This window comes from Segatella copri (assembly GCF_019249655.2).
Taxonomy (GTDB): Bacteria; Bacteroidota; Bacteroidia; order Bacteroidales; family Bacteroidaceae; genus Prevotella.
The window spans coordinates 2,746,245-2,772,682 of sequence record NZ_CP137557.1 but is presented as its reverse complement, the minus strand read 5'-3'; the positions used below and the strand labels follow the sequence as shown (position 1 = coordinate 2,772,682).

Genomic DNA, 26,438 nt, shown 5'->3' with positions numbered 1-26,438 from the left:
ATCTGTATAGAAAATCTGTATAGAAAATAAGATGAAAAAAGCCTTGCATCAAAAAAAGTTTGATTTTTGGTGCAAGGTTTTGCTATGATATTCGTTTAATCAGTAAAAAAGAGAAAAATTGGAAACAGAAAAGCAACTTCTGGATGACGTGAAAGGCGGCAGTCAGGCAGCAATGCACCGGCTGTATGAGCGCTACGTAGGATATGCCATGGCGGTAGCGCTGAGGTATGTCCCTTTGCGTGATGATGCCGAGGATGTGGTGCAGGAGAGTTTCGTGAAGTTTTTCTCCAACATCGCCAGTTTCGATTTCCGGGGCGAGGGTTCGCTGAAGGCATGGCTCCTCCGCATCGTGGTGAACGAAGCCATCAGTATGACGAGGAAGCAGTCCCGACTCACCTTTGTGGATGAGGTTCCGGAAGAGGTTCCAGACGAGGATCCTGAGGTAGAACGGGTGCCGCCTGCAGAATTAACGAGGATGATAGGCGAATTGCCCGAGGGCTATCGCCTGGTGCTCAACATGTTTGTGTTTGAGCAGCGCAGCCACAAGGAAATCGCCGAGCAGCTAGGCATCAAGGAAAGCTCCTCAGCTTCGCAATATCTGAGAGCCAAAAAGCTCTTGGCAAAGAAAATAAACGATTATTTGAATACATTAAACGAGAAAGAATATGAGTAACAAGGATTGGACAAGCAAACTTCGAGATCAGATGACAGACTATCAGGAGCCTGTCAAGCACGACTTGTGGGCTGGCATTGCACAATCGCTTGCTCAGAATCAGCCTGTAGCAGGGGAGAATGGGGTTCCTGAAAATCATCCTGTCAAAAGGGTGGAGAAGGAATCGAAAGCCCGGGTTGTCACGTTGAAACGATGGTCGGCAGCCGCAGCCGCCGTGGCCTTGCTTGGAATAGGTGGAAGCTATGTTTATCTGCATCAGGAGGATGTGGAGCAGGGCAATGCACAGTTGGCATCCCTGGCGTCATCAGAAGCTTCATCTGCATCATCAGCAGCATCTTCCTCTCTGTCGGCAGCATCTCCCTCTCTGTCATCAGCATCTCCCTCTCTGTCGGCAGCATCTTCCTCTCATTCGAAGCAAGTTCCGCTGCTTGCTGCTGATATCAAATCCGCAGATTCCAAGAGTAGGCAAAAGGCTGCTTCATCGGCAGCTTCTCTGCTTTCTTCCGATTACGCCTCTGTGCCAGTTCAATCAGCTGCACCCATGAATGATGAAGGCGAAACAATGGTAGCTGTTGCTTCGGATGAGGCTCCGCTGGTTGCTTCGAAATACAAATCAGCAGAATCAGCGCAGAGTCACGCTGAACCAAATTCATCCTCTTCTTATCATTTCTCCAGGAATAGCGAAGTGGCGGGAGTATCGATGAAGCTCTATGCCGAAAATCTGGGTGCAGGAATGGGGAGTGTCAATTCCGGCAGTAACATCGCCAATCGTTATTCTGATTCGGGAGTGATGGCAGATCCGATGCCAGGCGTATATCCCGCCCCTTCGGTGGGTGGAAGCAACGACGTGGATTATCTGATGGCGGCAGCCTATAAGGCACTCCAGAAATCGCCGCAGGGAAAGGCGAAGCATCATGCTCCAGTATCCGTGGGCATGCAGATAGCCTTTGGCGTGGCTCCTCGCTTGTTGTTGAGCACGGGCGTGGTTTATACCCGCACCTCTTCCGATTTCTATCCGTATGCTCCAAACAATGACTACAATGTTCATCAGGTGCTTCATTATGTAGGCATCCCGGTAGGCTTGAATTATGAATTGTGGAGGAGTGGCGGCTTCCATGCCTACGTGATGGCTGGCGCCGAGGCAGCTTACAACGTGAAGAATGATACCGACGAAGATGGAACCAAAAAGCAGGATGCCAAGCGAGACAAAGTGCAATTCTCCGGGAAGGCTTCGCTCGGTGCGCAATATGACATCTCGCCAAGTCTGGGCTTATACATCGAGCCGGGCGCCAAGTATTACTTCGACAACGGAAGCGATATAGAGAATACCTTCAAGGATAAGAAGCTGAATTTCAATCTTCAATTTGGCTTGAGGTTCAATCTGTAAGATGGCTTTTATATATAAGCGGGTTTGTTATAAGTCAGGATAATGACTATGGCACACCCGCTTTTCTGTTATTGGTGTTCTTGTTCTCGTTGTCATCAGGCGCCTTTCTTCTGAATGCCGGTGCAAAGGTACAATGAAATTCTGATACCACCAAATTTCGGGTGGCGATAAGGGTCGATTTTCAGCAGCCTCTGATTCCGAATTTCGTTAAAAAAACTAACTCGCTCTAAATTGGACTTTGATTGAAAATCAAGAAGTTGGGCGTTTGCCTATATTATATAGGTAACAATATGGAAACGAGCGGACTTCTGCTCGTTTCTGTATTTTGCAATATGCAAAGAACGCCTCAATTCGGGGACAAAGATACGACAATTTTCTAAATATCCCATAACTAGCAAGGAGAAATTTACGGAATTTAGAACTTTTTGAGTTAAATCTGATGCTTACCAACAATATGTATCCAAAAACAAACAGCAGTATTCGGATATAGCTTATCCGAATACCTGCTGCCATAACGTTTTGTTGCTGACGATGATTCTGACATCGGCTTTCATGTACTTTTGCAACACAGGGGACTTTTGTCCCTGTGTACTCACAGTGGCTATAGCCATAAAATAGTTACCATCTTCCCTATGTATGAGCCTGGCTTTATGGCTTGTGATGTCGCAGTTATAAGATGCATTATCGTTGCCCTCGAAAGATACATGAGCCGTCCTTGGCTCATTGAAAAGATACAAATACTTGTATGGCACAAACACTTGCACTGTTCTTTGATTGATGACCTCACCATTAGCCTCTATGGATATAGGATAAGGTATCTTGTAGAAAGCAACTGCGAGGGCGAGGACTATTATCGTAATGACAACCGTTCCCAAGCTGACGAGGCGAGGAGGAACCTTGCCTATCACGTTCCTCACCTTCTCGCTTCTCAACTCGATATTATCTGTTTCTTTTTCTTTCTGTTCCATGTCAAAAGCATTTTAGTTTCCCAATTCCAACTGATTCTTCACAAGATTATAGTATGCTCCTCGCTTGGCTGTCAGCGATTCATGATTGCCAACTTCAACCACATTTCCATGGTCGATGACCACAATTTGGTCGGCATTCTTCACCGTACTCAGGCGATGAGCCACAATCACAACAGTCTTGCCCTTGTAGAACTTATCCAAGTTCTCCACGATGCTTCTCTCGTTGTTAGCATCTAGCGAGTTGGTTGCCTCGTCAAGGAAGATATAGTCAGGATTCTTATACACCGCCCTCGCTATCAAGATGCGTTGTTTCTGTCCCTGGCTCAGTCCCACGCCATCACGTCCAATCTTGGTGTTGAACTTCAGAGGCAAAGCCATCACATAATCCTTGATACAAGCTATCTCGGCTGCTTTTAGCAACCGTTCCTTGTCTATGTCACCATCATCAACGGCTATGTTACGTGCGATACTCTCCGAGAAGATGACACCTTCCTGCATCACAACGCCACATTGTCTGCGCCACCATTTCTTGTTGAGCTTGTTGATGTCTGTATTGCCTATGTTGATTTGTCCTTCCAAGACAGGATAGTAACCAAGCATCAAACGGATGAGGGTGGTCTTTCCACTGCCAGATGCGCCAACGATGGCTGTTACCTTACCTTGCGGAATGTGAATGCTCACATCGTCTATGGTTTTGCGCAAAGCATGTGGGTCGTACTTGAACATGATGTTCTTGATGTCAATGCCCTCATTCTTATCTTCAATAGAAGTTAGCAAGCCTTCCTTTCCATTCTCATCATCCATCTGGTGAATCTCGTTGATTCGCTCCAAGCTAATCTTCACATCTTGTAGAGAATAGAAGAAGTTCATCAGTTGCTCCACTGGTGAGTTGAGCTGTCCGATGATGTATTGCACGGCAAGCATCATACCGAGTGTCATTTGCCCATGAATCACGGCGGTTGCAGCGACTACCGTAATGATGATGTTCTTCACCTCATTAATAAAGATGCTTCCTGCCTCCTGAGTCTGTTGGAGTTTGAGCGACTTCATCTGCACGCCGAACAAGTCAGCTTGTGTGTCCTCCCATTCCCATCTTCTGCGTTGCTCACAACCCTGTAATTTGATTTCCTGCATAGAAGTGATAAATTCATAAGTCTTGTTATTATTGATGGCTTGCTGCTCAAACAGTTCATAATCAAGAACCTTTCTTCGTTTCAAAAACAAGGTCATCCATACACCATAGAGGATGCTTCCCAACAAGAAGATGACAAACACCAATTTGTTGTAGAAGAACAGAACCAATGAGAACACCACAAAGGTGAATATTACAAAAGTTATGTTGAGAGTCTGCTGTGTCAAGAAAGTATTTACTCGACTATGGTCGTTCATTCTCTGCATCAAGTCGCCCATGAGTTTCGTGTCAAAGAAAGACATCGGCAACTTCAATAGCTTGATGAAGAAGTCGCTCACCAACGATATGTTGATGCGCAGTGATATGTGGAGCAACAGCCATCTGCGGATAAAGTCAATAGCCGTTCTACTGATTGTGAGCATTAACTGTCCCAACAGTATAAGCCAAACGAATCCTATGTTTTGGTTCTTGATACCAACATCCACGATGGATTGGGTAAGGAATGGCAAGACAAGTTGCAAGAGACTACCGACAAATAGCCCCAATAATAACATAATGTACAAATACCTATATTTCAATATGTATTTCCACAAAACATGCTTGGATTTGTTTGAGTGATATTTGTCTATATGAAAGTTTTCCAGCTTTTCTGTAGGAGTCAGCAATAACACAGTCCCCCTCGTTCCTTGCTGTTCTGTACTAATCCAATGTCTACAAAAGTCTTCGAAAGTTAATTTTAGCAATCCTTTTCCTGGGTCTGCAATGCAAAAAACTTCTTTTTTACTAATCTTAAATAATACAACAAAGTGGTTCTGGTTCCAATGTAAAATACAAGGCATTTGTGCTTCTTTCAATTGTTCAACAGTATACAATTGCCCTTGGCAATTGAAACCAATTTCATTTGCAGCCTCTGTAATAGCAAACATTGAGACGCCATTTTTCCCTATATGTAACATTTGTGAAACATATTCTAAGGAACACTTGACACCATATGAATTGACAATCATTGCCAAACATGCAGCACCACACTGCATGCCATCGTGTTGCTTTATGAAATGTATTTTATTCATTCTTTATATCGTTAGTTTTACCGAGCAGACACACTCCCTTCCCCTCAGTTGATAATTATATGTGAAAGTGTTGACGGAATTGTAGATGGTGTAGCCATATTGATGTTGGTTCAGAATGTTTCTGATGTCAAGGGATACCTTTACCGCTTTTTTTCGATAAGACAAGCCCATATCCAATAGAGCCATCGTCTTGGTCACATCTTTCGTCAACTCATTTTTTACAATATCTGTAGATGTGTCAAATACGAAGCCATCAAAGGGCATGATTTTCAAAGAAACCTTGTGCTGTTGGCTCAGATAGCTGTCGTTTTGATAAGCAGCATAAAGATAAGTCTTGGCAAACATGCCATTGTAATCCAACTCTACGTATTTGCAAGGTTGCGATGTCAGATAAGGAGAGAACGTCAAGCTTTTCCATGTATATTTCTGTTGATAACCATTCTGCAAGGTCATTTGCCGTCTCCACTGATAGCCACCGTTCAAGGAAATCTTGGTCTTGATGGACTCTATGAATTTGGTAATGCCTACTTGCCCTATGAGACTTTTTGCTGTGTTTGGGGCATATACCTTCGACATGGTTACGAGCGTATTGCTTGCATCCTGGCTTGCCAGAATGTTGCTTCTCTCTTGATTATACAGAATATCAGCATTGAAGAACCACATTTTCAGCGGTATCTTATAGTCGTAATGCAACGAGGCGTTCAAACTCTTGTTATCCGCCAAGATGCCCGAACCCATCTTCATGGAAGTATCATCGATTCGGACAGGAGATTTCAAGAAATCCAAGATGTCTCCGAATGTACGGGCGTAGAATATGTTGGTACGAAGCACTGAGCGAGAAGTGAGCTTATAGTTGCAATACATACTTGGGCAAACAGAAAAATACCAAGAGCCAGAAGAAGATGCAATCATGTGGTCTCTGTGAGCTATATAGTCCATGCGCACAGGCACTTCCAAACGTAAGACATATCTGTATTGAAAATGCGAATATTCATATTGTGGAGCCAATGCCACTCTGAGATTTTGCATACTCACATCGTTGCTTTCATCCATAGGATGTAAAGTCGTCTGTACTTTATCCATGTAATAGTTCAGTAATATCGGCAAATAGATACGTGAATTACGATGCTTCTTAGACAGAGAGAGTGTGTTCTCTGTGCGGAAACTTTGCCCATTGGCATTCTGTACAACAGCATCTTTCGTTTCTTTGTCAAGAGCTACCTTTCCCATGGGAGAACCTTGGTATGAGACAACCGACGTCAACGACCATCGCAAGTCCTTGTGATGCCATAATGTAGAAAACTTGTTGTTCAGAAAGAACTCTCGCATGGTCTGCTTCTGGTTAAAGAGCGTGCCGTTTTCCCTTGTCGGCAACTCTGATGTCAAGAAAGAGCCAACGCCCGACAAAGTGTTGACGAGATAAGTCTTGTCTGAGTTGTCTTTGTATTCCAACTGAATGCTTGGGCGATGCACAGATGACAGAGGTGAATATGCTTGTGAGATAACGATATTGTTTTCCGCATCGGTATAGCTTCTAGTCAAGCTATAGTCATATTGACTTTTCGCATAGCTATATCCGACATTTCCCTTAATGGTAACATCCTTTCTAATCTTCCTCAATATGTTGAACGACAACAAGCGGTCAGTTGGTGAGGCATACCTATCCACCTCAATGGGAGGAGTGGAAGCGGAAATGTTTCCCAGCAAACTTGACACTGTAGATACAGTTTCCTTGCTATCGAAATGGTTCGTTCCTTCATTCAATGCGAACTGACTGATGTTGCCTGCTTTTAGCGAAGCCAACATTTGGAAGTTTGACTTGAAGAGCATTCCCGCACCATTCACTTCATACAAGGTATGCTTGCCAGCACCGAGCGAAACGCCATAAGAGCCTACAGGCTTGAACTTAGCCTTGTTGCTCATATTCACGTTGATAGCAACGTTGTCTGAAAAAACATCCTTGTCGGCTTTTACTGCCTGATGGTTGTTGAGCACTTGGACGGAGTTGACAAAGGAAGCAGGTATGTTGGTTGTGGCAATGTTATATCTTCCCCCCAACAAGTCCATGCCATTGATATAAAAGTTGGAAATCTCCTTGCCCAGATATTTGATGGAACCTTTGTCACCAACTTCGATTCCTGGAAGTTTCTTCATGGCATCCTTCAGCGTATAGTCGTTCTTTCCGATATATGAGGCTAAGTTGTAAGACAAGGTATCACCACGCTGATAGATGGCAGGGGCTTTTACGACAACTTCCTTGAGGGCTGTTGACTTCTCCTTCAGATTGAAGTTACACGCTTGTGAGAGATTCTTGATTTCCTTCTTGGCTTTCTCATATCCGATGGCTTCGGCTGTAATAGTTATCTGCTTGGCATCGGTCTTGAAAGTTATCTTGTAAGAGCCATTTTCTGCCGTTCTCGCAAAACCAAGCGTTGCCTTGTCGGCATTTATTCTAACGATGACACCTTCCAAGTTCGTGCCTGTGGTATCACGCACAACTCCTGTAACCACACTTTGTGCAAAAGTGCAGTTACAGAAGCAAGCCAACATCATCAAAAACAAAAATCTTCTCATATACCAAAATCTCCTTTTGTCTATTTTAATTCGAGAGGAACATATCCGTTAGGGCGCATTCTCAGCACCACACCATTAACCAAGGCACTGTGTCCACCATCCTCATACTTCTCGATAGTCATCTCACTGATGGATTCAGCAGGTATGTTGACCAGCGGATTTTGCTCAAACTTGTTCTTCGACTTGATGAATTGTTCCCTTGAGGTCTTGATGGCATTGGCGTATGGTTTCAAGTTCATAGGAGTGCTCGACTTGCGGAAAGTGATTGCCTTGAACTGATGTATGCCTTCAGAATCCTTTGCCGCCAATACCAACCCTGGCAGACCACAAAGTTTCCAAGGACCAAAAGACACAGGTATCTCGGTGGAATACCAAACCATCCAAGTTCTACCGCCATATTCTCCCACCGCCTTCTGGCAAGTATATCCGCAGATGGTGTCTGTATCCTCGTCAAAATTCCAAACAATCGGTGTGCCACTCTCCGCATAGCTGTAGTAATTAGGCGTAATGACACTATAAACAGACAGCTTACCCTTTGGCACATTTTGAGAGACAGACTGGTCGAAGAACATATCGTTTCTCATTTCTTGTGTCTTGAACTTCTGAATGTCTGTCTCTGGAGCTTTACAGGCAATGGCAGAGTCAGCTCGGAATGCAGTGTAATCGGAAAACATGGCTATGTTTCTGCCGATTTGCAAAATGGTAGAAGTTACATCCGAAGAACCTTTGTCATTCTTTACTTGATACTCGTATATACATTCGTATTCATCTACGGAAGTTGAACTGTTTTGTCCCATTATAGTAGGTGTCATACCTAAAAACAAAATAAGTGAAGTTAGTCTTATTATTTTCATATCTAAAAGTTTATTATGTCCATAAAATTAAATCCTTTTGGCAAGAAGTGTCCATTAAGCATAAATGAAGGGGTGGAGTGAATGTTATTATTCACACACCATTCTTTTTGCCTATCAATAAGTTGGTCTATAGACTTACGTTCTATATTTTTTGCACAGAATTTTTCCTCAAATAGCTTTTGGTCATAAACTCCAATCTCATACCAATTTTGAATAACATACATTGCCTTATTGGGATTCTGTAATATTGCAGAAACTAAAAGCTCCAATTTTTCATGCTGCTCTTTTGTCCAATATGCAAAAAACACATGTACTTTGATGGAATTACTTAAAGCCATAGCATTATACATGTTCAAGAAATCTAAAGCACAAGGAGCACATGTTGGATTCAATACAGCAACAAGATGCTTATGCGCATTTGTCTCTCCCCAATTAATACTATCCAAACATTGTGATATAGAATCTATATTTTGAGGGAAAGTATTTAACATCAATAAATATTGTTCTTTTAGATAATTATTACTTCTTCTAATATTTTCAGTTTGTACACACTTCCCCAATATATCTTTTGAATATTTTAACGAAAATGACAAATATACAATAAAAAGAAGAACACAACACATAACATCCCTAATATCAGAGTTCGAAAAATGCACATTTCCAAAATCTAAAGTACATATATTGAATACATTTAATACAAATATATCTGTTAGCAAACATAAGCATATAGGGCAAAATTTCTTCACCACGAAGATTTGTGTCCACAAACTCCAGGCAACAACAGGTATTGCTGATGCCCAAAATAATGTTGTAAATAATGTTGAAAGTTTTAAAAATACTATTAACGAGAAAAAGGTAGCAAAATATGCTGCACAAATATCAGCCAAGTCTATTATACCACCCAACCGATATTCTATATTACAATCAAAATGATGACTATTTGTGCATATTTTCTTAGCAATGTTTTTGCCTACATGCTGAGCCATAATGCAGTATGTGAGAAATCCTCCGATTCCACATCCTAAAAGATTCATGCAAATTGAAAAAATATTCTCATTTGCCAAAACAGAAAACGCACACAATACCAATAAGCCACAATAGCCCAATATTATATAAAGAGTTTGCAGTCTTTCCTCCTTTCTATGATTTTCATATTGAGGTTCACCACTATATTGTGTTTTCTCAAAGGCAAGAAAGGTACCATCCCACTTCTCAAAGAATGCATCTTTCTCTATATATGTATATTCATCTGTATATAGCTTATATATGTTTTCTTTGCAATTTTCAACAACTACAAAAGCATCATCTATTCTTGTGAGAAATGGAAGAATCTCATTTCCAAAAGTTTCCGTATTGGTAATTTTCCCTGCTTGTGTATCAATGCCATAAAGTCTAAGCATATTTGAAAATCCTAACAAATTAGTATTGTTAGGATTTTCCATATAAAGTTTATGCAAGAATGTGCATGTAAATTTTATATTTAAAAGAAATAATATATGCTTCAAAACATCCATGATTTTCTGTATTTAAATGTTTATTGCTATTTACCAAAGTGATACTTACAGTTGTCGAATGCCGTCGAATCAACATTGGGAGCTGATGAAAAATTCACTATTTCTAAATCCCAACAATTGGCAAATGCTTGATGACTGATTTTTTCAAGACTTTTGGGAAAATCCACACATTTTAGTTTTATACAACGAGCAAATGCAAAATGCTCGATGACCTTGAGATTTTTTGGAAACACTATTCTTTCTATGTTTTTGCAACCAGAAAAACATCTATCATTAATGACTTCCATATTATTTTTGAAAATCAGAGTTGTGATACCTTCACAGCAAGTAAATGCTTGTCTTCCAATCTTTATGACAGATTGCGGTATGGTAGATATAGAGACTTTATTGCAATCCCAAAAAGCCCACTCTCCTATTTCTGTTAAACTATCTGGTAAGGAAGCTAAAAGTAAATTTCTGTCCATATTAAATGCACTATTACCAATATATGTTACAGACGGGGGAATCTTTACCTGTTCTAACTTTTCACAAGTGTTAAAAGCCCTCTTCTCTATAATTTTTAATTGTGCTGGCAATATAACTTTTTTTATATGATTGTTCTTTTCAAAAGCCATCTCACCTATAATCTTAACTTTCTTTAGTTCTTTATGGCTGTTGAAATCTATGACAGAATCCTTTCCTAACCATTGCTTTAGACATAACCCATTAGGGGTTTCTGACAATGTATACTTTTTCCCATACGAAACAGAATGAGCCAATATAAGCAAAAATATAAAAATAAGTCTAAGCATATTAAGAAATTTAAAAATTAAGAAGAAAGTTCTGAGTCGAAACTCAGAACTTTCAACATTACTTAATTACTTAAGTCCACCATATTCTAAACATTCCTCAACACTAGAAACCACTTTCGTGTGTACAGAACCATCACTTTCATGAACTGTACAAGGGAAACTTTGTGTTGCTACCGCAGTACCACCACAAATGGAACGCAAATCTGCGTTTTCCATTGTGAACACTCTTTCTCCATTTTTAAAACTTACAATCATAATCTTTAGTTTTAAAATTAAACCATCAGTTAATTGCCTAGGATTCTACGTGTCTTAGAAGTTACGCCTTTTAAACAGACGGGGCTGTATCAACCTTGTGTAAAGGTTATTGGAACAATTGCACCAAAACAAAAGCAAACTGCAATTATTTGCCTCATTTTGTATTCCGAGTGCAAAGATATGAAGACTTTTTGAAACAAAGTAATTTTCAGAGAATATTTAAACTACATTAAACTATGTTGTACGTGATTACACTTTGCATAATAACGCTAAAATAGCATTTTCACTTACTTTTTTTTACGGTTTACTTGCATCTTTATTCTATTTGATTCATTAATAAGTTTCTTGCTACACTATCTTTATATGATGCTACCTCAACCATTTTATGGTGTTGATAGACAGAATCTTCATAAACATCAACTCTGGTTCTGAGCTTGTATATCACATCTTCATCTCGTTGCACATTGAAATGCTTTTCGATGTAGCGAATATTCGGCTCATCAGATGGAAGAACCATTTTCAATGCCCTATATTTCAAGTCTGCCTCCTCCCAATCTTGATGCTCTCGCCATTGGGTGAGATTGCCCCAAATGGAGAGGACAAGAGATAGAGCCAAGCCGCCAATGAAAAGAAGAACATACTTTGATGTAGGCTCGAAGCGATGGGTGACAAGTTTCTTCTGAGGTGAATTGTTCATCACTTCAAGTTTGTCTTGCAATGCCTTCGAGGAAACATCATTCCCTTGTCTCATCTGCTTGACTTCATCAACCAAGAACTTGCTTCGCTGCTCATTTTTGCCAAGTTCAACCTTAATAAGGTCAGCAAAAACGATAATGGCATCTCTTAATTTGGATATTTTACCTCTGACTTCCTCTTCTTTGATAAACATCGCATTGATTGACTTATCCAACTTGGTTATGTCATTATTTGCAGGAACGGTTTCCGCTCCTGCGTTCTTTGTGGAAGCAGAAAGTTCATCGACTTTCTGCTCCAATCTCTCAACTGTGCCGTAGATGGCTTCCAATAATTCTTCTTTCATATTTCTGATGTTGTTTGGTTTGTAACTTGCATCAAAGGCTAAAGCCTCTTCTGCGTTTCTTCTTTTTCTTCTTGGCTGATTCGTCCTCTGGGAAAGACTCAAAGGTCTGAGCGTTGGCAGAAGCAAAAAGTCCAATGGAAGAAATGCCGTCCCAAGGGTTTTGACTGCTCTCCGATATGGATGGTTCCTGGTTGTTCTTGTGATTGCCTTGCTCGTATTGCTGAGCAGATTTGGCTCTTGCTGATAAAAGGTTCTCCGTTCCCTCTAATCTCGCATTTAGTTTGCCAAAGCTATAGTCTCGGCTAATCTGCGTACCCTTGAAGCTATATCCATCCTTGCAGAAACGGATGCCTTGCACCTTGGTTTGCTCCTTATCCTTATAGACAAACTCTAAATGAATACCTCGTTTTGCAAGCTCGCTCTTGAACTTCTGCCAACTATCTGAGTTATTCAAGGCACCTTTAACTGCATTGTGAATCTCGTATTTGGCACGCTCCGCATTGCGCAATTTGCGAGTGTTAGTCTTGCTCTTGTCCGTTCCGTAACTAAGTCCATACTTGGATTTTAGAGCCTTGGTAACTTGCTCATTACGTCTGTAATCATTCCTGTCTGATATGAGTTTGCCCTCGTTATTGATGCGGTTATATACTATATGGCAATGTGGATTGTCCGTGTTGTGATGCCTTACGATGATGAATTGAGTATCTTTTATCCCCATCATCTGCATGTATTCAAGGGCTATCTTAGCCATGAATTCATCCGTCAAACGTGGCTTGTCCTCTGGCTTGAAGCTCAAAGCTATGTGCCCAACAGGCTTCTTAATCCTTGGATTTAGTTGCCTTTGTAGCTCGAAACTTTGCGTCATCTCGGCATTCGTACCGAGCAACACGCCATCCGAGACGATGATTTTCGCCTCGTCCTTGCCTGTAACATAGCGGATGCAACCAGCAAATGAGCTGCCCTTCTTTAGCTTGCCTATCATGTGGCATCCTCCTTTCTGCCCATACTGCTTGGCTTCGGTTTATAACTTACTTGGCGATACTCGCCAAGGATGGCTTTCAATCTTCTCAACAAGTCCACCACATACACATGGGTTTCGTGGAAACCTCTCTGATGCGACAGCTTGGTAAGTTGGTTGAGGTTGTTCGCCATACCGATGAGGTTCTTGGCAATGGCAACCGTATCTGTGTTGTGTCCGCTGACCACCTCGCCGTTCAAGGTGGACTCACGGATGTACTCCGCCAACTTGCGGTTGGCTTTCCTCGCCCTCAGTCTCAAAGCCTCGTAGCTTGGCTTCGAGAACTTCACCGTGACAGACTTCGACAGCTTGCGAACCCTGCCTGTAGGCGGTCTTCCGCCCTTTTTCCTATTCTGTTCCTGTATGTTTGTCATTCGATATACTGTTTACAGTTGGTACACTCACTTTCTGCGACCGCCGGGAGCAAAATTCCTCCGCCCTCATGGTGGAGCGAGGCGTTTTGGGGTTCCCAAAACATAACCTCGCTCCCTCTCATAACACGTTAGTTGGAACTACAGCCTTTCAGCTATCCACGTCCAAGGTCGCAGACCTTAATTCTCACAATTTGCGCCAAGCCTCGAAGTCCTCTTCATAAAGGCTTAGGTGGTGGCGCACGATGTTCTCGATGATGCCCGATACGCTCATGCGTCTCCCTCCGAGGATGCGGACGACACGATCAAGACGGTCTCGTACATCGGAACTGACGAAGACTGGCTTGCGGTCGTCAATCCTTGGAACCTGGAGGAAGGTCTGCTGATACTCCTCCAATGTCGCCTTGCGCTGCTTGCCACTGATGCGCTTCTGCGGATTCGGTGGCGATTGAGCCTCGTTTGTTAGCTCGTCCTCCATACAGGAGGTTGTTGCAGCCACATTCTCTGTCACAACTTCTAAATCGGAGTTCTCCACCTCTTCAAAGAAAGAGCTATGTTCTTGGGCATAGTCTTTACCATAAGTGGATGATTGAAGCGAAGCCACCACCTCCTGTGTCATTTTCTCCTGCTGTTCAGGAGACATTTTCGTTTCTTTTGTTCTTGCCATAGCTTATGCTGTTTTATTTGTTAGTATAGTGGTCACGGTTTGCACCATTGACCGATTGTCGGGTGCAAAGTAAGTGTACTGAGTGCAGCCATGCAACTGATTGGGTGTAACGTGGCAATTTAGTTGTGGCTTGCTTATTTGCATACCGAGATAGTTGTGAGAACTTCAACGTATTTCTCAACTCATCATTGTTCATGTATTCGTTGCAGTCGTGCAAGTTTTTCTTGTTGTTTTTGGCGTTGAAGTCGGCAAACCCTGGCAACATACTGCCACAGAAATTGAAAACGCTTGTTTTTAGATTGCCGTGCCTTATCTTTGCACTCACAAACGTGGAGCACTGCATATGCGTGGAGCTTTGCGACATAAACATAGTATTAACTTAGAAAAAAGAAAAGTATGGGATTCATCGTATTCGAGGAAGAGGCATTCAACTATCTTGATGCCCAGTTGGAGAACTTCGTGAAGCGCATGGACAGAATCCGTGAGCGCAGTGAGGACAAGACCATGAACAAGTGGCTCGACACGCAGGACGTGTGTCAGACGCTCAACATCTGCCCACGGACAGTGCAGACGCTTCGGGACAACGGAACTTTGGCTTATACGCAAATCAGCCACAAGACCTACTACAAGCCGGAGGACGTGATGGCTATCGTAGCGGTAGTGGAGGACAAGAAAAAGGACATGCGCTTTCGCAAGCGCACAGGTTAGGCTGTCAATATACAACAGCCACTTAATCCAAAGCAGCAAGTAAACCGAGTAACGTAAGTATCAACAATAAAACGAGACAACTATGAGCAATGAAGTAATGACAAAAAACAGCGAGTGGATGAACCACATCGTGAACCACCTCAACCGAATGGTTGACAATTTTGAACGTGCCGTGATGAACTACCGCCCCATGCTTGACGGTGAGCGCTTCATGACGGACAAGGAGCTTTGCGCCAGGCTGCAACTGAGCCGAAGAACCCTGCAGGACTACCGAAACAACGGTGTCATCCCGTATATCCAGCTTGGCGGAAAGATACTCTACCGCGAGTCCGACATTCAGAAGATTCTGATGGCTAACTATCGTGAGGCGTACAGAATGAAAGGTGTGTAGGAGAATGTCCTTGATGAGTGTGTGAAATGAACAAGGCGACAACGTATAACTTACCGAGTGTGGCTGTTATAGGTTGTCGCCTCGTTTTATTGGCTATACCGAGTTGTTCGTGTTTGCCGGGTATCATTTGTGTTACCTGTATAAATCTAATACCATGCTAAAACACACTGCGGAGGTTCGCCCAAGTGGCTGGAGGCGCAAAGCCTCCAAGGAACGTTGCTTTATGGCAGGTCTATGCCATTGGATTTTTGTTCCTTTCTCGCTTGGCAATAAGCTTATCCATGTCATTTGAAATCTTCTGCTCCGTCACCTGCGCATAGACCTGTGTGCTTGTAATGTCTGCGTGTCCCATCATCTTGGCTATGCTGCCGATGGGAATGTCCTCGTTGAGCATCAAGACTCCGAATGTATGGCGGCTGGCGTGGAATCCCAACTTATTACTTATGCCAAGCACCATTCCAAGGGTATGCACATCAAGATAGATGTCTTTCTTCTCACCCAGTGGAAAAACAGGCTTGCTGTCGTCCGTGGTATTGTAGAGCGAAAGAATCTTCTCGGCTATCGGATGGAGTGGCACGAAGAACTCCACGCCTGTCTTCTCTCTTTCCTTGCGGATGAACTTCCTACCCTCGGAGTTCTCACTGATATGGCGAGGGTACAGTTTCTTTACATCTATATAGGATAAGGAGGTGAGCGAGGCAAAAATGAAACATCTGCGTGCAAGCTCCGTTCGCTCGTCAGCCATCGGGGTAGAGAGCATCTTGATGAAGTCTGCCTTGCTGATATGGGTCATCTTCGGGGCTGCCTTCTTCTCATACCCTATCTTGACTATGGGATTGAAGCGGATAATGCTCCTGTCCACTGCCTTGTACATCAACATGTTCAGCCAGAGAAGGCAATGGTTCACGTAGCTGTCGATACGTCCCTGGTCTCGTTTCAGGAATAGCTTGTATTCCTCCCCGAAATTCTCGTCTATGTCCTCAAAGGCGATGTCGTCCTTATCCAACGAATGGACAAAGTCTCTCAGGTTCTTCTGCCATGTCCGCTTGTGCAGAAAGGTTTGTCTGGCTTTTGCGGTTCGATACCATTCTACGATGGTATCACCAAAGTTCAGCAAGAACCTTCCTGTCGTGTCCTTGTCCTTCAACACTGCCTTCAGCATTTCCACGGTGATGATGCCGTTGGTGGAAAGAAGTGAGTTGTATTTATCCTTGACCTCAGCAAGGAAACTTGCCAATCGTCCGTTGTCCCTTGCGTTCCGTACCTCTCCCTTCTTGGCGTTCCACTCCTGTGGGGTACAGGATATGCCTGTGGAAATGGCTGCGCTTTTGCCGTCAACGGTGATGCGGCAAAGTATGTTGGCTGTTCCGTCTGCCTTCACCTTCTGTCTGTTGATGTAAGGCAAAATTGAAAATGTACTTCTGCTCATAGTTGTTGTCCTTATAATATAATAATGTGGTTGAACTGTAAAAAGAAAAGTTGAAAGCCCTGTTCATAATGCGAGAACGAAGTCCTTCTCGGTTGCAGCGATGAACTTGTCCATGTCCTCAAACAGCTTCTTTTGGGTCACTCTCGCATACCGCTGCGTCATCTTCACATCCTTGTGACCGAGCATCTTGCAGATGGTCTCCATCGGCACACCTGCCTCCAGCGTAATGAGGCTGGCGAACGAGTGTCGTCCCGAATGGTAGGAATAGGTCTTGCTCGTTTCCGCCAACTTGCAGATGGTGATGAGATCGATACGAACACGATTCGTGCTCAGCAATGGAAAAAGGGTATCTCTTGCCTCGTCCTCGTATTTCGCCATCAACTCCAACGCTTCGGGCAGGAGTTTCACCCTGGCAAGTGTTCCGGTCTTCTTGCGGTTATAGATGAGCCATTTGTCACCATCCTCCAACACCTTGACATTGGCTTTCGTGATGGAAACGGTGTCTATGAAGGCTGTTCCTGCATAGCAGGCGAAAAGAAACAGGTCACGGCTAACGGATAGTCTCGGCTTGTCTTCGGGCAGTTCCACATCACGGATTTTTATGAAATCAGACATGCTGAGAGCCTTGGGTGTCATAACCCTTGGAGTGCCAACCCGATAATGGGCGAACAGCAGGTTCTTGCACAGGCCTCGCTCAAAGGCGATGCGGCACATCTTCTTGAAGAGCGACACATAGATGGTGATGGTTCCTGATGAAAAGCCTTTCTCGTCAAGCAGGTAATGGTGAAAGTCACTGATGAAAGGCTCGGTCAGCTGTCCGAAAGCCAAATCAGTCAACCTATACTTCTCCCCGATGAACTCAGCGAGATTCTTGCGAATCTTTCTGTAAGTCCAGACACTGCTCTTCGACATATCGATGCCCTCATGGGTGCTGAGTTCACTGATATGCTCGTCCACGAAGGAGAGAAGGGTGGTCTGTGTCTTGACGCTGCCCTGCAAGGCCTCCTTGACATCCTTAGCCTCGAAGTCCGTTCTCTTTTCCACAAGCACATCGAAAGCCTTTTGGATGGAAAGCAACAACTGCCCGATGTCCTTGTTGGTTTCCACGGCTTCCTTGCTCTTGCCCTCCAATCGGCTGGCACGAGAATTCCAAAGCGATGGAGTGCAAGACAACTTGCAGGAGAACTGCGCCATAGTCCTGTTCACCGTGATGCGTCCCATGATGGGAGCTTTTCCATTCTTGTCCATTCCGCTCTTTTTCAGGTAGAGCAACACCTTGAATTTTTCGATTTTCATAACGCTTACATTTTGAGTGTGCAAATATAATCATTTTGTAAGCGTTCCTTGATACGCAAAACATTGAGAATCAGCGCAATAAAATCCGTTAATGCCCAAAGTTGCCTTTCCGCATTGTTACCTGCTTTGCATAGGTAACTGTGGCTCACGATTTAGTAACTGAACTACTTCAATATTCCTCGCTCGCTTGCTTTATGTCGATTTGGCAACTTTGTGCAAATCTGCTCATTCCCAACTGTTTACGTTCCAACCTCTCTTATTCTCCTTTGGCTGCTTTAGAGCTTTATGTTAATAAAGCTAACTCGCAATTTTGTGTGCTGAGAAACATAGTCTTTTGTGCTAAGAAACATAGTTTTGTAAGAGAGAACAAGCATCGTTTGATAACAATAACAATAACAGTTTTATTTTCCGAGGGAAGAAAAAGGTGTAAGGAAATTTTATATATTATATATAAATATATATAATATATAACTTTAATTCTTACTTCTTTTCCGCTAGGGTGATGGAGCGGAATTTAAAACTGTTATTGTTATTGTTATCAATTGCAGTTTCACGTCATTCCTCAGCGGAATCAGCGAAGATGATAACAATAACAATAACAGTTTTGTTTTCCGCAAAATGAGAGGGTGCATCTGAAAGCCATCAAGGCTTTTGATACACCCTCTCGGTTTATATAATCAAATCTGATTCAGACTGGCTTCAGAGTTTATTTCTCCAAAAGCTTCTTGCTCATGTTGAGTGCAGCCTTCCGTCCATCTCCCATGGCGAGAATCACGGTGGCACCACCTCGCACGATATCGCCTCCGGCATAAATCTGCCCGATGGAACTCTGCATTTCGTCATTCACGGCGATGGTGTTCTTTCTGCCAAGTTCCAGACCCTCGATGCTCTGAGGTACCAGTGGGTTAGGACTCACACCCACGGCTACAATCACCTGATCGCATTCCAGGGTGATGGTCTTGCCTGTAGTCTCTGGGCGACGGCGACCGCTGGCATCTGGCTCGCCAAGCTGCATCACATCCAGCACCACAGCCTTTACGGCACCCTTCTCGTCAGCCTCATACTCCTTAGGGTTATGCAGGGTGAAGAAGTTGATGCCTTCTTCCTTGGCATGCTTCACCTCTTCGAGACGGGCTGGCATCTCTGCCTCCGAACGGCGATATACCAGGGTTACCTCGGCTCCCAGACGCTTGGCGGTGCGGCAGCTGTCCATAGCAGTGTTTCCGCCGCCTACTACCACCACCTTCTTGCCCAGGTTGATAGGGGTATCGGTATGAGGATTGGCAGCATCCATCAGGTTGACACGGGTAAGATACTCGTTGGATGACATGATGTTCAAGGCATTCTCGCCAGGGATATTCATGAAGTTAGGGAGTCCGGCTCCCGAACCTACGAAGATGCCCTTGAAGCCCTGCTGCTCCAAATCCTTTACGGAAATGGTCTTGCCCACGATGCAGTCGGTGATGAATTTTACGCCCATCTTCTGGAGATTCTCAATCTCCACATCCACGATGGCATTTGGCAGTCGGAACTCCGGGATGCCATATTTCAACACGCCGCCTATCTCGTGCAGAGCCTCGAACACGGTGACGCTGAATCCCTTCTTCGCCATATCGCCTGCAAAGCTCAATCCGGCAGGACCCGAACCTACTACGGCTATCTTGATGCCGTTTGCCGGGTCGCATTCCGGTACGGAGATATTGCCGCTCTGACGCTCGTAGTCAGCTGCAAAACGCTCCAGATAGCCGATGGCTACGGCTGGCTCGTTCATCTTGAGATGTACGCACTTGCTCTCGCACTGCTTCTCCTGCGGACAAACACGACCGCAAACGGCTGGCAGGGCTGAGGTGTTCTTCAGAACCTTGGCGGCGGCTAGGAACTGGCCACGCTCGATGTTCTTGATGAAGGATGGGATGTTGATGCTCACTGGGCAGCCCTCCATGCAGGTAGGCTTAGGACAGTCGAGGCAGCGCTTTGCCTCGGTGAGTGCCATCTCCTTGGTCAAGCCGATGTTCACTTCCTCGGTGCGGGTGGTAGCACGATATGCTGGGTCTAGCTCCGGCATCTTGACGCGCTGGATGGCGGTGCGCTCCTTGGCTTTCATTGCTGAGCGCAGCTCCTTGCGCCACTCGGCATTACGGTCGGTAAGTTCTTCTATGGATGCATCGGTAGGTTCCACATCCATCGTCACGTCTGTGGTCTCCTTCTTCTTCTTCTCGGCATCCACTGTAGCCAGATGTTCCTCGAAGTGCTCCATCTCCTCGCGCTCCACATCCTTGAAAGTGCCCATGCGCTTGAACATCTCATCCCAATCTACCTGGGCGCCATCAAATTCAGGACCGTCGATGCAGACAAACTTGGTCTTGCCGCCGATGGTTAGACGGCAGGCTCCGCACATGCCGGTGCCATCCACCATGATGGTGTTGAGCGATACATCGGTAGAGAGATTGTATTTCTGGGTGAGGAGGCAGCAGAATTTCATCATGATAGGAGGACCGATGGCGAACACCTTGTCGATGTGCTCCTGGTTGATGAGCTTTTCGATGCCTACGGTTACCACACCTTTCTCGCCGTAGCTTCCGTCGTCGGTCATGATGATGAGTTCGTCGCTGGATGCACGTACCTCATCCTCCATGATGACGAGGTCTTTGCTTCTACCTGCAATCACGCTGAGCACACGGTTGCCTGCGGCCTTTAGCGCCTTGATGATAGGGAGCATAGGAGCCACGCCCACGCCGCCACCGGCGCAGATTACGGTGCCGAAGTTCTCGATGTGGGTAGGGTTGCCAAGTGGTCCCACCACGTCGTGAATCTCGTCGCCCTCGTTCAGGGCGCAGAGCTTGGTAGAGGAGAGACCTACCTTCTGTACCACCAGCGTGATGGTGCCTTTCTCGATATCGGCATCGGCGATGGTAAGCGGCATGCGCTCGCTGTTGTTATCTACACGGATAATCACAAAGTTGCCAGCCTTGCGGCTCTTGGCGATGAGTGGAGCTTCCACATCGAAACGGAATACCTTTTCTGAGTATTGTATTTTCTTGATAATCTTGTTCATTGGCTACTAACTTTTTATGTTGAATATTATCTGTTCTTTCTCTTTCTTATTATTAGTTGTTATAAGTTTGCTCATGGTATAGAAAACGCAAAAGGATAACTGCGGCCGCCTTTATGGGGTAGCCGAAGTTATCCTCGTACAATATGTTTTATTTAAATTTTATCGAATGAATCGAATGAATCGATGTTTTATCGAATGAATCGAATTAATCGAAATTCTTGTCGTCGAGCATTTCGAATCCGCAGTAAGGAACCAATACCTTAGGTACGCGGATGCCCTCTGGAGTCTGGTTGTTCTCCAGGATGGTTGCTACGATGCGTGGCAAGGCGAGAGCAGAACCGTTAAGGGTGTGGCAAAGCTCAATCTTCTTGTCCTCTGCATGGCGGTAGCGGCAGTGGAGACGGTTGGCCTGGTAACTCTCGAAGTTAGATACTGATGAAACCTCCAGCCAGCGGCCCTGTGCTGCACTCCATGTCTCGAAGTCGTAGCAGATAGAAGATGTGAAGCTCATATCACCACCGCAGAGACGGAGGATGTGGTATGGCAACTCCAGCTTCTTCAAGAGACCCTCTACGTGGTCGAGCATCTCGTTCAGGCTCTCGTAAGAGTGACCTGGCTTGTCGATGCGTACAATCTCTACCTTGTCAAACTGGTGCAGGCGGTTCAAGCCACGAACGTCCTTGCCGTAGCTACCAGCCTCACGACGGAAGCAGGCAGAGTAAGCGCAGCGCTTGATAGGGAGGTCCTTCTCGTCGAGGATAACATCGCGGAAGATGTTGGTTACAGGAACCTCGGCAGTAGGGATGAGGAAGAGGTTGTCGAGATTAGCATGATACATCTGACCCTCCTTGTCTGGCAACTGACCTGTGCCGCGACCAGAATCCTCGTTTACAACGTATGGAGGCTGAATCTCCAGGTATCCGCTCTTGCGGGCCTCATCGAGGAAGAATGCCTCGAGCGCACGCTGGAAGCGAGCCATCTTGCCGATATATACAGGGAAACCGGCACCTGTAATCTTCACACCGAGGTCGAAGTCAACCAGGTTGTACTTCTTGAGAAGATCCCAGTGGCAGAGAGCGTCTGGGCCGAGGTTAGGCTTTTCGCCGCCTTCCTTTACAACCACGTTGTCGGCTGCATCCTTGCCCTCAGGTACCTGCTCGCAAGGGATGTTAGGGATTTCGAGCAACTGGTTGGTCATATCGTTCTGTGCCTTCTCCATGATCTCTTCAAGAGCCTTGGCGTCAGCCTTGAGCATAGCTACCTGAGCCTTAGCGCTCTCAGCTTCCTCTTTCTTGCCTTCCTTCATCAGGGCACCAATCTGCTTGGCAAACTGGTTAGCCTGCTGCTTGTTGTTATCCAGCTTCTGCTGAGCTTCGCGACGAATCTTGTCGTACTCCAAAACTTTCTCTACGGCCTCACGAGCATTTGGGAAATGCTTCTTTTCAAGACCTTTAACTACACGTTCAGTTTCTTCACTGATGAGTTTAAGTGTAAGCATAAAAATTCTTTTTAATATTAATTTCCTATTTTGAAGGCAAAATTACAAAAAATATTTGTGATAGCGCAAAAAAAAGCCAACTTTTTTGCAGAGAAGGGTAGAATTAAAGTTTTTTCGTGATTTTATGGGGTTAAGGAGCTTGGAAATAAACGAAGAAAGCCTGCTCTAGGTATGAGCAGGCTTCTATATTGTTTGTTTGGAATAGTTTTTTCTAAAACTTTAAAATTTAAGCGTCAGCTTTCTTAGTCTTCTCAGCGTAAACCTCTGGAGAGAGAACAGAAACTGTGCTCTTGTCCTTGCGGCCCTTGTGGAAGTAAACGATACCGTCTGCCAGAGCATACAATGTATCATCCTTACCCTGAGCTACATTCTCACCTGGGAAGTGCTTGTTACCACGCTGGCGAACGATGATGTTACCTGCGATGATGCTCTGACCACCCCAGATCTTAACGCCTAATCTTTGTGAAGCTGATTCACGGCCGTTCTTAGAACTACCAACACCTTTCTTATGTGCCATTTTCTAATTCCTCCTAATTTTAAGCGATTACAGATTTGATTGATACTTCAGTGAACTGTGCACGGTGACCGTTCTTCTTGCGATAGTCCTTGCGGCGCTTCATCTTGAAGACGATAACCTTGTCACCCTTAACGAGTGGGTTCACTACTTCTACTACTACTTTTGCACCCTCTACAGCTGGTGCACCGACAGTGATTGAGCCGTCTTTGTCAACGAGCAAAACCTTGTCGAACTCAACAGTCTGACCTGCCTCAACATCCTTGATGTGATGTACGAAGAGCTTCTTGCCCTCCTCAGCCTTGAACTGCTGACCGTTAATTTCTACGATTGCGTACATTTAATTATTTATATAAACGGGTTTTTCCGCGAGGCGTCCAGCTTCGTGCCGGATCTTGACCGAGCCCCAACGAACTTAACTTTTTCTGTAATATTTGCCCAATCCATGAGCATTCGGGGTGCAAAATTACTAACTTTCTTTGAAATAAGAGAATAGGGGAATGAAAATCTTTCTTCTTTTAGGAAGAATTAACAAAAAAGAGGGGTATTAACAAAAAAATGGCGTGGGGTTATTAACAAAAAAAAGCGATGACCTTCACAGGCTACCGCTCCAAATCTTCAATAGGTATTAGTCTTCTTAAGGTAAAAGATTGTTTTCAGGATAACTGCTGCAAAGATAAGACTTATTTTTCATATCGCCAAATTTTTTGCGATGTTTTTTTGCTCTATATCAAGTGTGTGGGAGCACAAATGCGATATTTAACTATCGTTCACATAAAGGAACGTAGAAAGGATGGCTACGGAAACAAAAAAAGCAGGAACTTTCACAAGCTCCTGCCCCGTCTGAGTAAAAGATTGAGAGGAGGATATTACCTCCCCATATAAAAATTATTTCTGATTCTTAATCTTCTCTACGTAAGCATCGATCACGGCCACGGCTGTGATGTTTACGATATCCTGTACACTGCTCTCTGAGTCAGTGAAGTGGATAGGCTTGTTCAAGCCCATCTGGATAGGACCGATGATCTCTGCCTCTGGGTTCAAGCCCTGGAGAAGCTTGTAGGCACCATTCGCACTGCTCAGGTTAGGGAATACCAATGTATTCACATCCTTGCCCTTGAGACGGGAGAATGGATACTTCTCATCGCGAAGATCCTTGTTGAGTGCATAGTTCACCTGCATCTCACCATCGATGGCGAGCTCTGGGAATTCCTTCTGCATCTCTGCCACTGCCTTCTTCACCTTTACAGGAGAACCGATGGCATCGGTACCGAAGTTAGAGTAGCTCAACATGGCCATTACCGGTTCCTCATTGAAGAACTTCACGGTGCCTGCAGACAACTTGGCGATATCGGTGAGGATATCCTCGTCTGGGTGACGGTTGATCAATGTGTCTGCAATATAATATACGCCCTTCTGGGTGTTAAGGATGTGCATGGTTCCGAAGGTCTTGTAGCCCTCGCGGATGCCGATTACGTCCTTAGCCACCTTGATGGTGTTGCTATACTTGGTGTAGAGACCTGTGATGAATGCGTCAGCATCACCCTGCTCAACCATAGACATACCGAAGTAGTTGCGCTCGTACATCTTATCGTATGCCTCCTCGAAGCTGTATCCCTCGCGGGCACGCTTCTCTGCCAGATGCTTGGCAAACTTGGCACGGCGACCCTGCTCGTTGTCGGCACGCATATCCACAATCTCGATGTTAGAGAGGTCGAGCTTCAAGCGGCTAGCCACACGGTTCAAACGGTCTGGGTTACCCAGCAGGATAGGCTCGCAGATGCCTTCGTTCTTAGCCTGAACGGCAGCCTTCAGCATGGTTGGGTTGCCACCCTCGGCGAATACCACGCGCTGTGGATGGAGACGGGCGGTATCATGGAGCTTGCGGGTGAGCTTGGTTTCCTGACCGAGCAACTGGCGCAATCCCTGCTTGTACTTCTCCCAGTCGGTGATAGGAGTGCGGGCTACGCCACTTTCCATGGCAGCCTTGGCTACGGCAGCAGAAACCTCGGTAATCAAACGTGGGTCTACTGGCTTTGGAATGAAGTACTTAGGGCCGAATGTAAGATCGTTGACGTGGTAAACGTCGTTAACTACATCTGGCACAGGCTGCTTGGCCAAATCTGCGATGGCATGAACGGCAGCCATCTTCATCTCCTCGTTGATGGCACGGGCGTGAACGTCGAGTGCACCACGGAAGATATATGGGAAACCGATTACGTTGTTAATCTGGTTTGGATAGTCTGAACGGCCTGTTGACATCAGTACGTCTGGACGGCTGTCCATAGCGTCCTCGTAGCTGATTTCCGGCACAGGGTTGGCGAGTGCGAATACGATAGGGCTGGCTGCCATCGAGCGGATCATGTCCTTGGAAAGCACGTTACCCTTGCTGAGGCCTACGAATACGTCGGCACCCTTCACAGCCTCTTCGAGTGTGTGAACGTCACGGCGGTCGGTAGCGAACAGCTTCTTCTGCTCTGTCAGGTTCTCACGGTCGCTGGTAATCACGCCCTTAGAGTCGAGCATCACGATGTTCTTAACCTGTGCACCGAGAGCTACGTAGAGCTTGGTACAGCTGATGGCAGCAGCACCGGCACCATTCACCACAATCTTCACGTCGGCAATGTTCTTGCCGGCTACTTCGAGGGCGTTCTTCAAACCTGCTGCAGAGATGATGGCAGTTCCGTGCTGGTCATCGTGCATCACTGGGATGTCGAGGGACTTCTTCAGTCGCTCTTCGATGTAGAAGCACTGAGGAGCCTTGATATCCTCCAGGTTGATACCGCCGAATGAAGGAGCGATTCTCTCCACGGTCTCGCAGAACTTCTCTGGGTCTTTCTCGTCGATTTCGATATCGAATACATCCACGCCGCCGTAAATCTTAAACAGCAGTCCTTTTCCTTCCATCACTGGCTTGCCGCTCATGGCACCGATATCGCCGAGTCCGAGCACGGCAGTACCATTACTGATTACTGCAACCAGGTTGCCCTTGTCTGTGTACTTGTAAACGTCGTCTGGGTTTTGCTGAATCTCCAGGCATGGATATGCCACGCCAGGTGAGTAAGCAAGGCTCAGGTCTGTTTGTGTGTGATAAGGTTTTGTTGGTTTAACCTCAATCTTACCAGGACGGCCACTTTCGTGATATTCAAGAGCCGCCTCTTTCGTGATTTTTACCATAACAATATATTGGTTTAAAGATTTAATTTCTTACAGATTGGCGCAAAACTTGCGCGT

General features: G+C 45.0%; 21 protein-coding genes and 1 pseudogene. 4 read left to right on the top strand and 18 right to left on the bottom strand.

Annotation, left to right across the window (positions count from 1 at the left end; translation table 11 throughout):
* Positions 1–118 precede the first annotated feature (118 nt).
* On the top strand, positions 119–673 hold the full coding sequence (locus tag KUA49_RS11390) for an RNA polymerase sigma factor (protein ID WP_203038714.1): 555 nt from the start codon (positions 119–121) through the stop codon (positions 671–673).
* Entirely contained in the window at positions 666–2,060 is a 1,395-nt protein-coding gene (locus KUA49_RS11385) for an outer membrane beta-barrel protein (protein ID WP_218412788.1), read from the top strand. Before KUA49_RS11390 ends, KUA49_RS11385 begins: the two co-directional genes overlap by 8 nt.
* A gap of 491 nt (positions 2,061–2,551) precedes the next feature.
* On the opposite strand, the gene KUA49_RS11380 is transcribed toward KUA49_RS11385, so the two are convergent.
* The 11 genes and pseudogenes from KUA49_RS11380 to KUA49_RS11330 all read right to left on the bottom strand — a co-directional run bounded on the left by KUA49_RS11380 (position 2,552) and on the right by KUA49_RS11330 (position 14,313).
* A complete protein-coding gene (locus KUA49_RS11380) occupies positions 2,552–3,028 on the bottom strand; it encodes a hypothetical protein (RefSeq protein ID WP_256624846.1) in 477 nt (158 codons plus the stop codon).
* Positions 3,029–3,040: 12 nt separating this feature from the next.
* Positions 3,041–5,194, bottom strand: coding sequence for a peptidase domain-containing ABC transporter (locus tag KUA49_RS11375; RefSeq protein ID WP_412178608.1), 2,154 nt, complete (start codon positions 5,192–5,194; stop codon positions 3,041–3,043).
* A 39-nt stretch (positions 5,195–5,233) separates the two neighbouring features.
* On the bottom strand, positions 5,234–7,804 hold the full coding sequence (locus tag KUA49_RS11370; protein WP_256624847.1) for a carboxypeptidase-like regulatory domain-containing protein: 2,571 nt from the start codon (positions 7,802–7,804) through the stop codon (positions 5,234–5,236).
* Between the two features lie 20 nt (positions 7,805–7,824).
* On the bottom strand, positions 7,825–8,658 hold the full coding sequence (locus KUA49_RS11365; protein ID WP_218412790.1) for a GLPGLI family protein: 834 nt from the start codon (positions 8,656–8,658) through the stop codon (positions 7,825–7,827).
* Positions 8,659–8,660: 2 nt separating this feature from the next.
* Entirely contained in the window at positions 8,661–10,172 is a 1,512-nt protein-coding gene (locus KUA49_RS11360; protein WP_203055481.1) for a vitamin K epoxide reductase family protein, read from the bottom strand.
* 26 nt (positions 10,173–10,198) lie between these two features.
* Entirely contained in the window at positions 10,199–10,963 is a 765-nt protein-coding gene (locus KUA49_RS11355) for a leucine-rich repeat domain-containing protein (RefSeq protein ID WP_203055480.1), read from the bottom strand.
* A 66-nt stretch (positions 10,964–11,029) separates the two neighbouring features.
* The gene (locus tag KUA49_RS11350; RefSeq protein ID WP_203055485.1) at positions 11,030–11,218 is read right to left on the bottom strand and encodes a hypothetical protein; all 189 of its coding nucleotides are present in this window, start codon (positions 11,216–11,218) and stop codon (positions 11,030–11,032) included.
* 287 nt (positions 11,219–11,505) lie between these two features.
* A pseudogene (locus KUA49_RS11345) lies at positions 11,506–12,257 on the bottom strand (hypothetical protein).
* A 31-nt stretch (positions 12,258–12,288) separates the two neighbouring features.
* Complete coding sequence (locus KUA49_RS11340; protein WP_218412792.1) at positions 12,289–13,239, bottom strand: relaxase/mobilization nuclease domain-containing protein; 951 nt, start codon at positions 13,237–13,239, stop codon at positions 12,289–12,291.
* On the bottom strand, positions 13,236–13,649 hold the full coding sequence (locus KUA49_RS11335; RefSeq protein ID WP_218412793.1) for a plasmid mobilization protein: 414 nt from the start codon (positions 13,647–13,649) through the stop codon (positions 13,236–13,238). Before KUA49_RS11335 ends, KUA49_RS11340 begins: the two co-directional genes overlap by 4 nt.
* Positions 13,650–13,833: 184 nt before the next feature.
* A complete protein-coding gene (locus KUA49_RS11330) occupies positions 13,834–14,313 on the bottom strand; it encodes a DUF3408 domain-containing protein (protein ID WP_117988923.1) in 480 nt (159 codons plus the stop codon).
* A gap of 396 nt (positions 14,314–14,709) precedes the next feature.
* On the opposite strand from KUA49_RS11330, the gene KUA49_RS11325 reads away from it, so the two are divergent.
* Positions 14,710–15,021 (top strand): helix-turn-helix domain-containing protein, encoded by a 312-nt coding sequence (locus tag KUA49_RS11325; RefSeq protein WP_008656559.1) that lies wholly within the window; start codon positions 14,710–14,712, stop codon positions 15,019–15,021.
* Between the two features lie 82 nt (positions 15,022–15,103).
* Positions 15,104–15,412, top strand: a complete 309-nt coding sequence (locus KUA49_RS11320) for a helix-turn-helix domain-containing protein (protein ID WP_089545418.1) — start codon at positions 15,104–15,106, stop codon at positions 15,410–15,412.
* 232 nt (positions 15,413–15,644) lie between these two features.
* Here KUA49_RS11320 and KUA49_RS11315 read toward each other — a convergent pair whose 3' ends face one another.
* The 7 genes from KUA49_RS11315 to KUA49_RS11285 all read right to left on the bottom strand — a co-directional run bounded on the left by KUA49_RS11315 (position 15,645) and on the right by KUA49_RS11285 (position 26,381).
* Positions 15,645–16,841: a site-specific integrase gene (locus tag KUA49_RS11315; protein WP_318331607.1), complete on the bottom strand. Its 1,197-nt coding sequence runs from the start codon at positions 16,839–16,841 to the stop codon at positions 15,645–15,647.
* 63 nt (positions 16,842–16,904) lie between these two features.
* Positions 16,905–18,137 (bottom strand): site-specific integrase, encoded by a 1,233-nt coding sequence (locus KUA49_RS11310; RefSeq protein WP_218412827.1) that lies wholly within the window; start codon positions 18,135–18,137, stop codon positions 16,905–16,907.
* Between the two features lie 706 nt (positions 18,138–18,843).
* The gene (locus KUA49_RS11305) at positions 18,844–21,192 is read right to left on the bottom strand and encodes a bifunctional dihydroorotate dehydrogenase B NAD binding subunit/NADPH-dependent glutamate synthase (RefSeq protein WP_218412826.1); all 2,349 of its coding nucleotides are present in this window, start codon (positions 21,190–21,192) and stop codon (positions 18,844–18,846) included.
* Positions 21,193–21,397: 205 nt separating this feature from the next.
* A complete protein-coding gene (gene serS, locus KUA49_RS11300; RefSeq protein WP_022109697.1) occupies positions 21,398–22,690 on the bottom strand; it encodes a serine--tRNA ligase in 1,293 nt (430 codons plus the stop codon).
* A 226-nt stretch (positions 22,691–22,916) separates the two neighbouring features.
* On the bottom strand, positions 22,917–23,207 hold the full coding sequence (gene rpmA / locus KUA49_RS11295) for a 50S ribosomal protein L27 (protein WP_006848684.1): 291 nt from the start codon (positions 23,205–23,207) through the stop codon (positions 22,917–22,919).
* Positions 23,208–23,226: 19 nt separating this feature from the next.
* Entirely contained in the window at positions 23,227–23,544 is a 318-nt protein-coding gene (gene rplU, locus KUA49_RS11290; RefSeq protein WP_006848683.1) for a 50S ribosomal protein L21, read from the bottom strand.
* 548 nt (positions 23,545–24,092) lie between these two features.
* A complete protein-coding gene (locus KUA49_RS11285; protein ID WP_218412825.1) occupies positions 24,093–26,381 on the bottom strand; it encodes an NADP-dependent malic enzyme in 2,289 nt (762 codons plus the stop codon).
* Positions 26,382–26,438 lie beyond the last annotated feature (57 nt).

Coding starts and splice junctions, on each gene's coding strand:
- KUA49_RS11385 (WP_218412788.1), top strand. CDS start 666: ATGAGTAACAAGGATTGGACAAGCAAACTTCGAGATCAGATGACAGAC.
- KUA49_RS11380 (WP_256624846.1), bottom strand. CDS start 3,028: ATGGAACAGAAAGAAAAAGAAACAGATAATATCGAGTTGAGAAGCGAG.
- KUA49_RS11375 (WP_412178608.1), bottom strand. CDS start 5,194: ATGCAGTGTGGTGCTGCATGTTTGGCAATGATTGTCAATTCATATGGT.
- KUA49_RS11370 (WP_256624847.1), bottom strand. CDS start 7,804: ATGAGAAGATTTTTGTTTTTGATGATGTTGGCTTGCTTCTGTAACTGC.
- KUA49_RS11365 (WP_218412790.1), bottom strand. CDS start 8,658: ATGAAAATAATAAGACTAACTTCACTTATTTTGTTTTTAGGTATGACA.
- KUA49_RS11360 (WP_203055481.1), bottom strand. CDS start 10,172: ATGGATGTTTTGAAGCATATATTATTTCTTTTAAATATAAAATTTACA.
- KUA49_RS11355 (WP_203055480.1), bottom strand. CDS start 10,963: ATGCTTAGACTTATTTTTATATTTTTGCTTATATTGGCTCATTCTGTT.
- KUA49_RS11350 (WP_203055485.1), bottom strand. CDS start 11,218: ATGATTGTAAGTTTTAAAAATGGAGAAAGAGTGTTCACAATGGAAAAC.
- KUA49_RS11340 (WP_218412792.1), bottom strand. CDS start 13,239: ATGATAGGCAAGCTAAAGAAGGGCAGCTCATTTGCTGGTTGCATCCGC.
- KUA49_RS11335 (WP_218412793.1), bottom strand. CDS start 13,649: ATGACAAACATACAGGAACAGAATAGGAAAAAGGGCGGAAGACCGCCT.
- KUA49_RS11330 (WP_117988923.1), bottom strand. CDS start 14,313: ATGGCAAGAACAAAAGAAACGAAAATGTCTCCTGAACAGCAGGAGAAA.
- KUA49_RS11325 (WP_008656559.1), top strand. CDS start 14,710: ATGGGATTCATCGTATTCGAGGAAGAGGCATTCAACTATCTTGATGCC.
- KUA49_RS11320 (WP_089545418.1), top strand. CDS start 15,104: ATGAGCAATGAAGTAATGACAAAAAACAGCGAGTGGATGAACCACATC.
- KUA49_RS11315 (WP_318331607.1), bottom strand. CDS start 16,841: ATGAGCAGAAGTACATTTTCAATTTTGCCTTACATCAACAGACAGAAG.
- KUA49_RS11310 (WP_218412827.1), bottom strand. CDS start 18,137: ATGAAAATCGAAAAATTCAAGGTGTTGCTCTACCTGAAAAAGAGCGGA.
- KUA49_RS11305 (WP_218412826.1), bottom strand. CDS start 21,192: ATGAACAAGATTATCAAGAAAATACAATACTCAGAAAAGGTATTCCGT.
- serS (WP_022109697.1), bottom strand. CDS start 22,690: ATGCTTACACTTAAACTCATCAGTGAAGAAACTGAACGTGTAGTTAAA.
- rpmA (WP_006848684.1), bottom strand. CDS start 23,207: ATGGCACATAAGAAAGGTGTTGGTAGTTCTAAGAACGGCCGTGAATCA.
- rplU (WP_006848683.1), bottom strand. CDS start 23,544: ATGTACGCAATCGTAGAAATTAACGGTCAGCAGTTCAAGGCTGAGGAG.
- KUA49_RS11285 (WP_218412825.1), bottom strand. CDS start 26,381: ATGGTAAAAATCACGAAAGAGGCGGCTCTTGAATATCACGAAAGTGGC.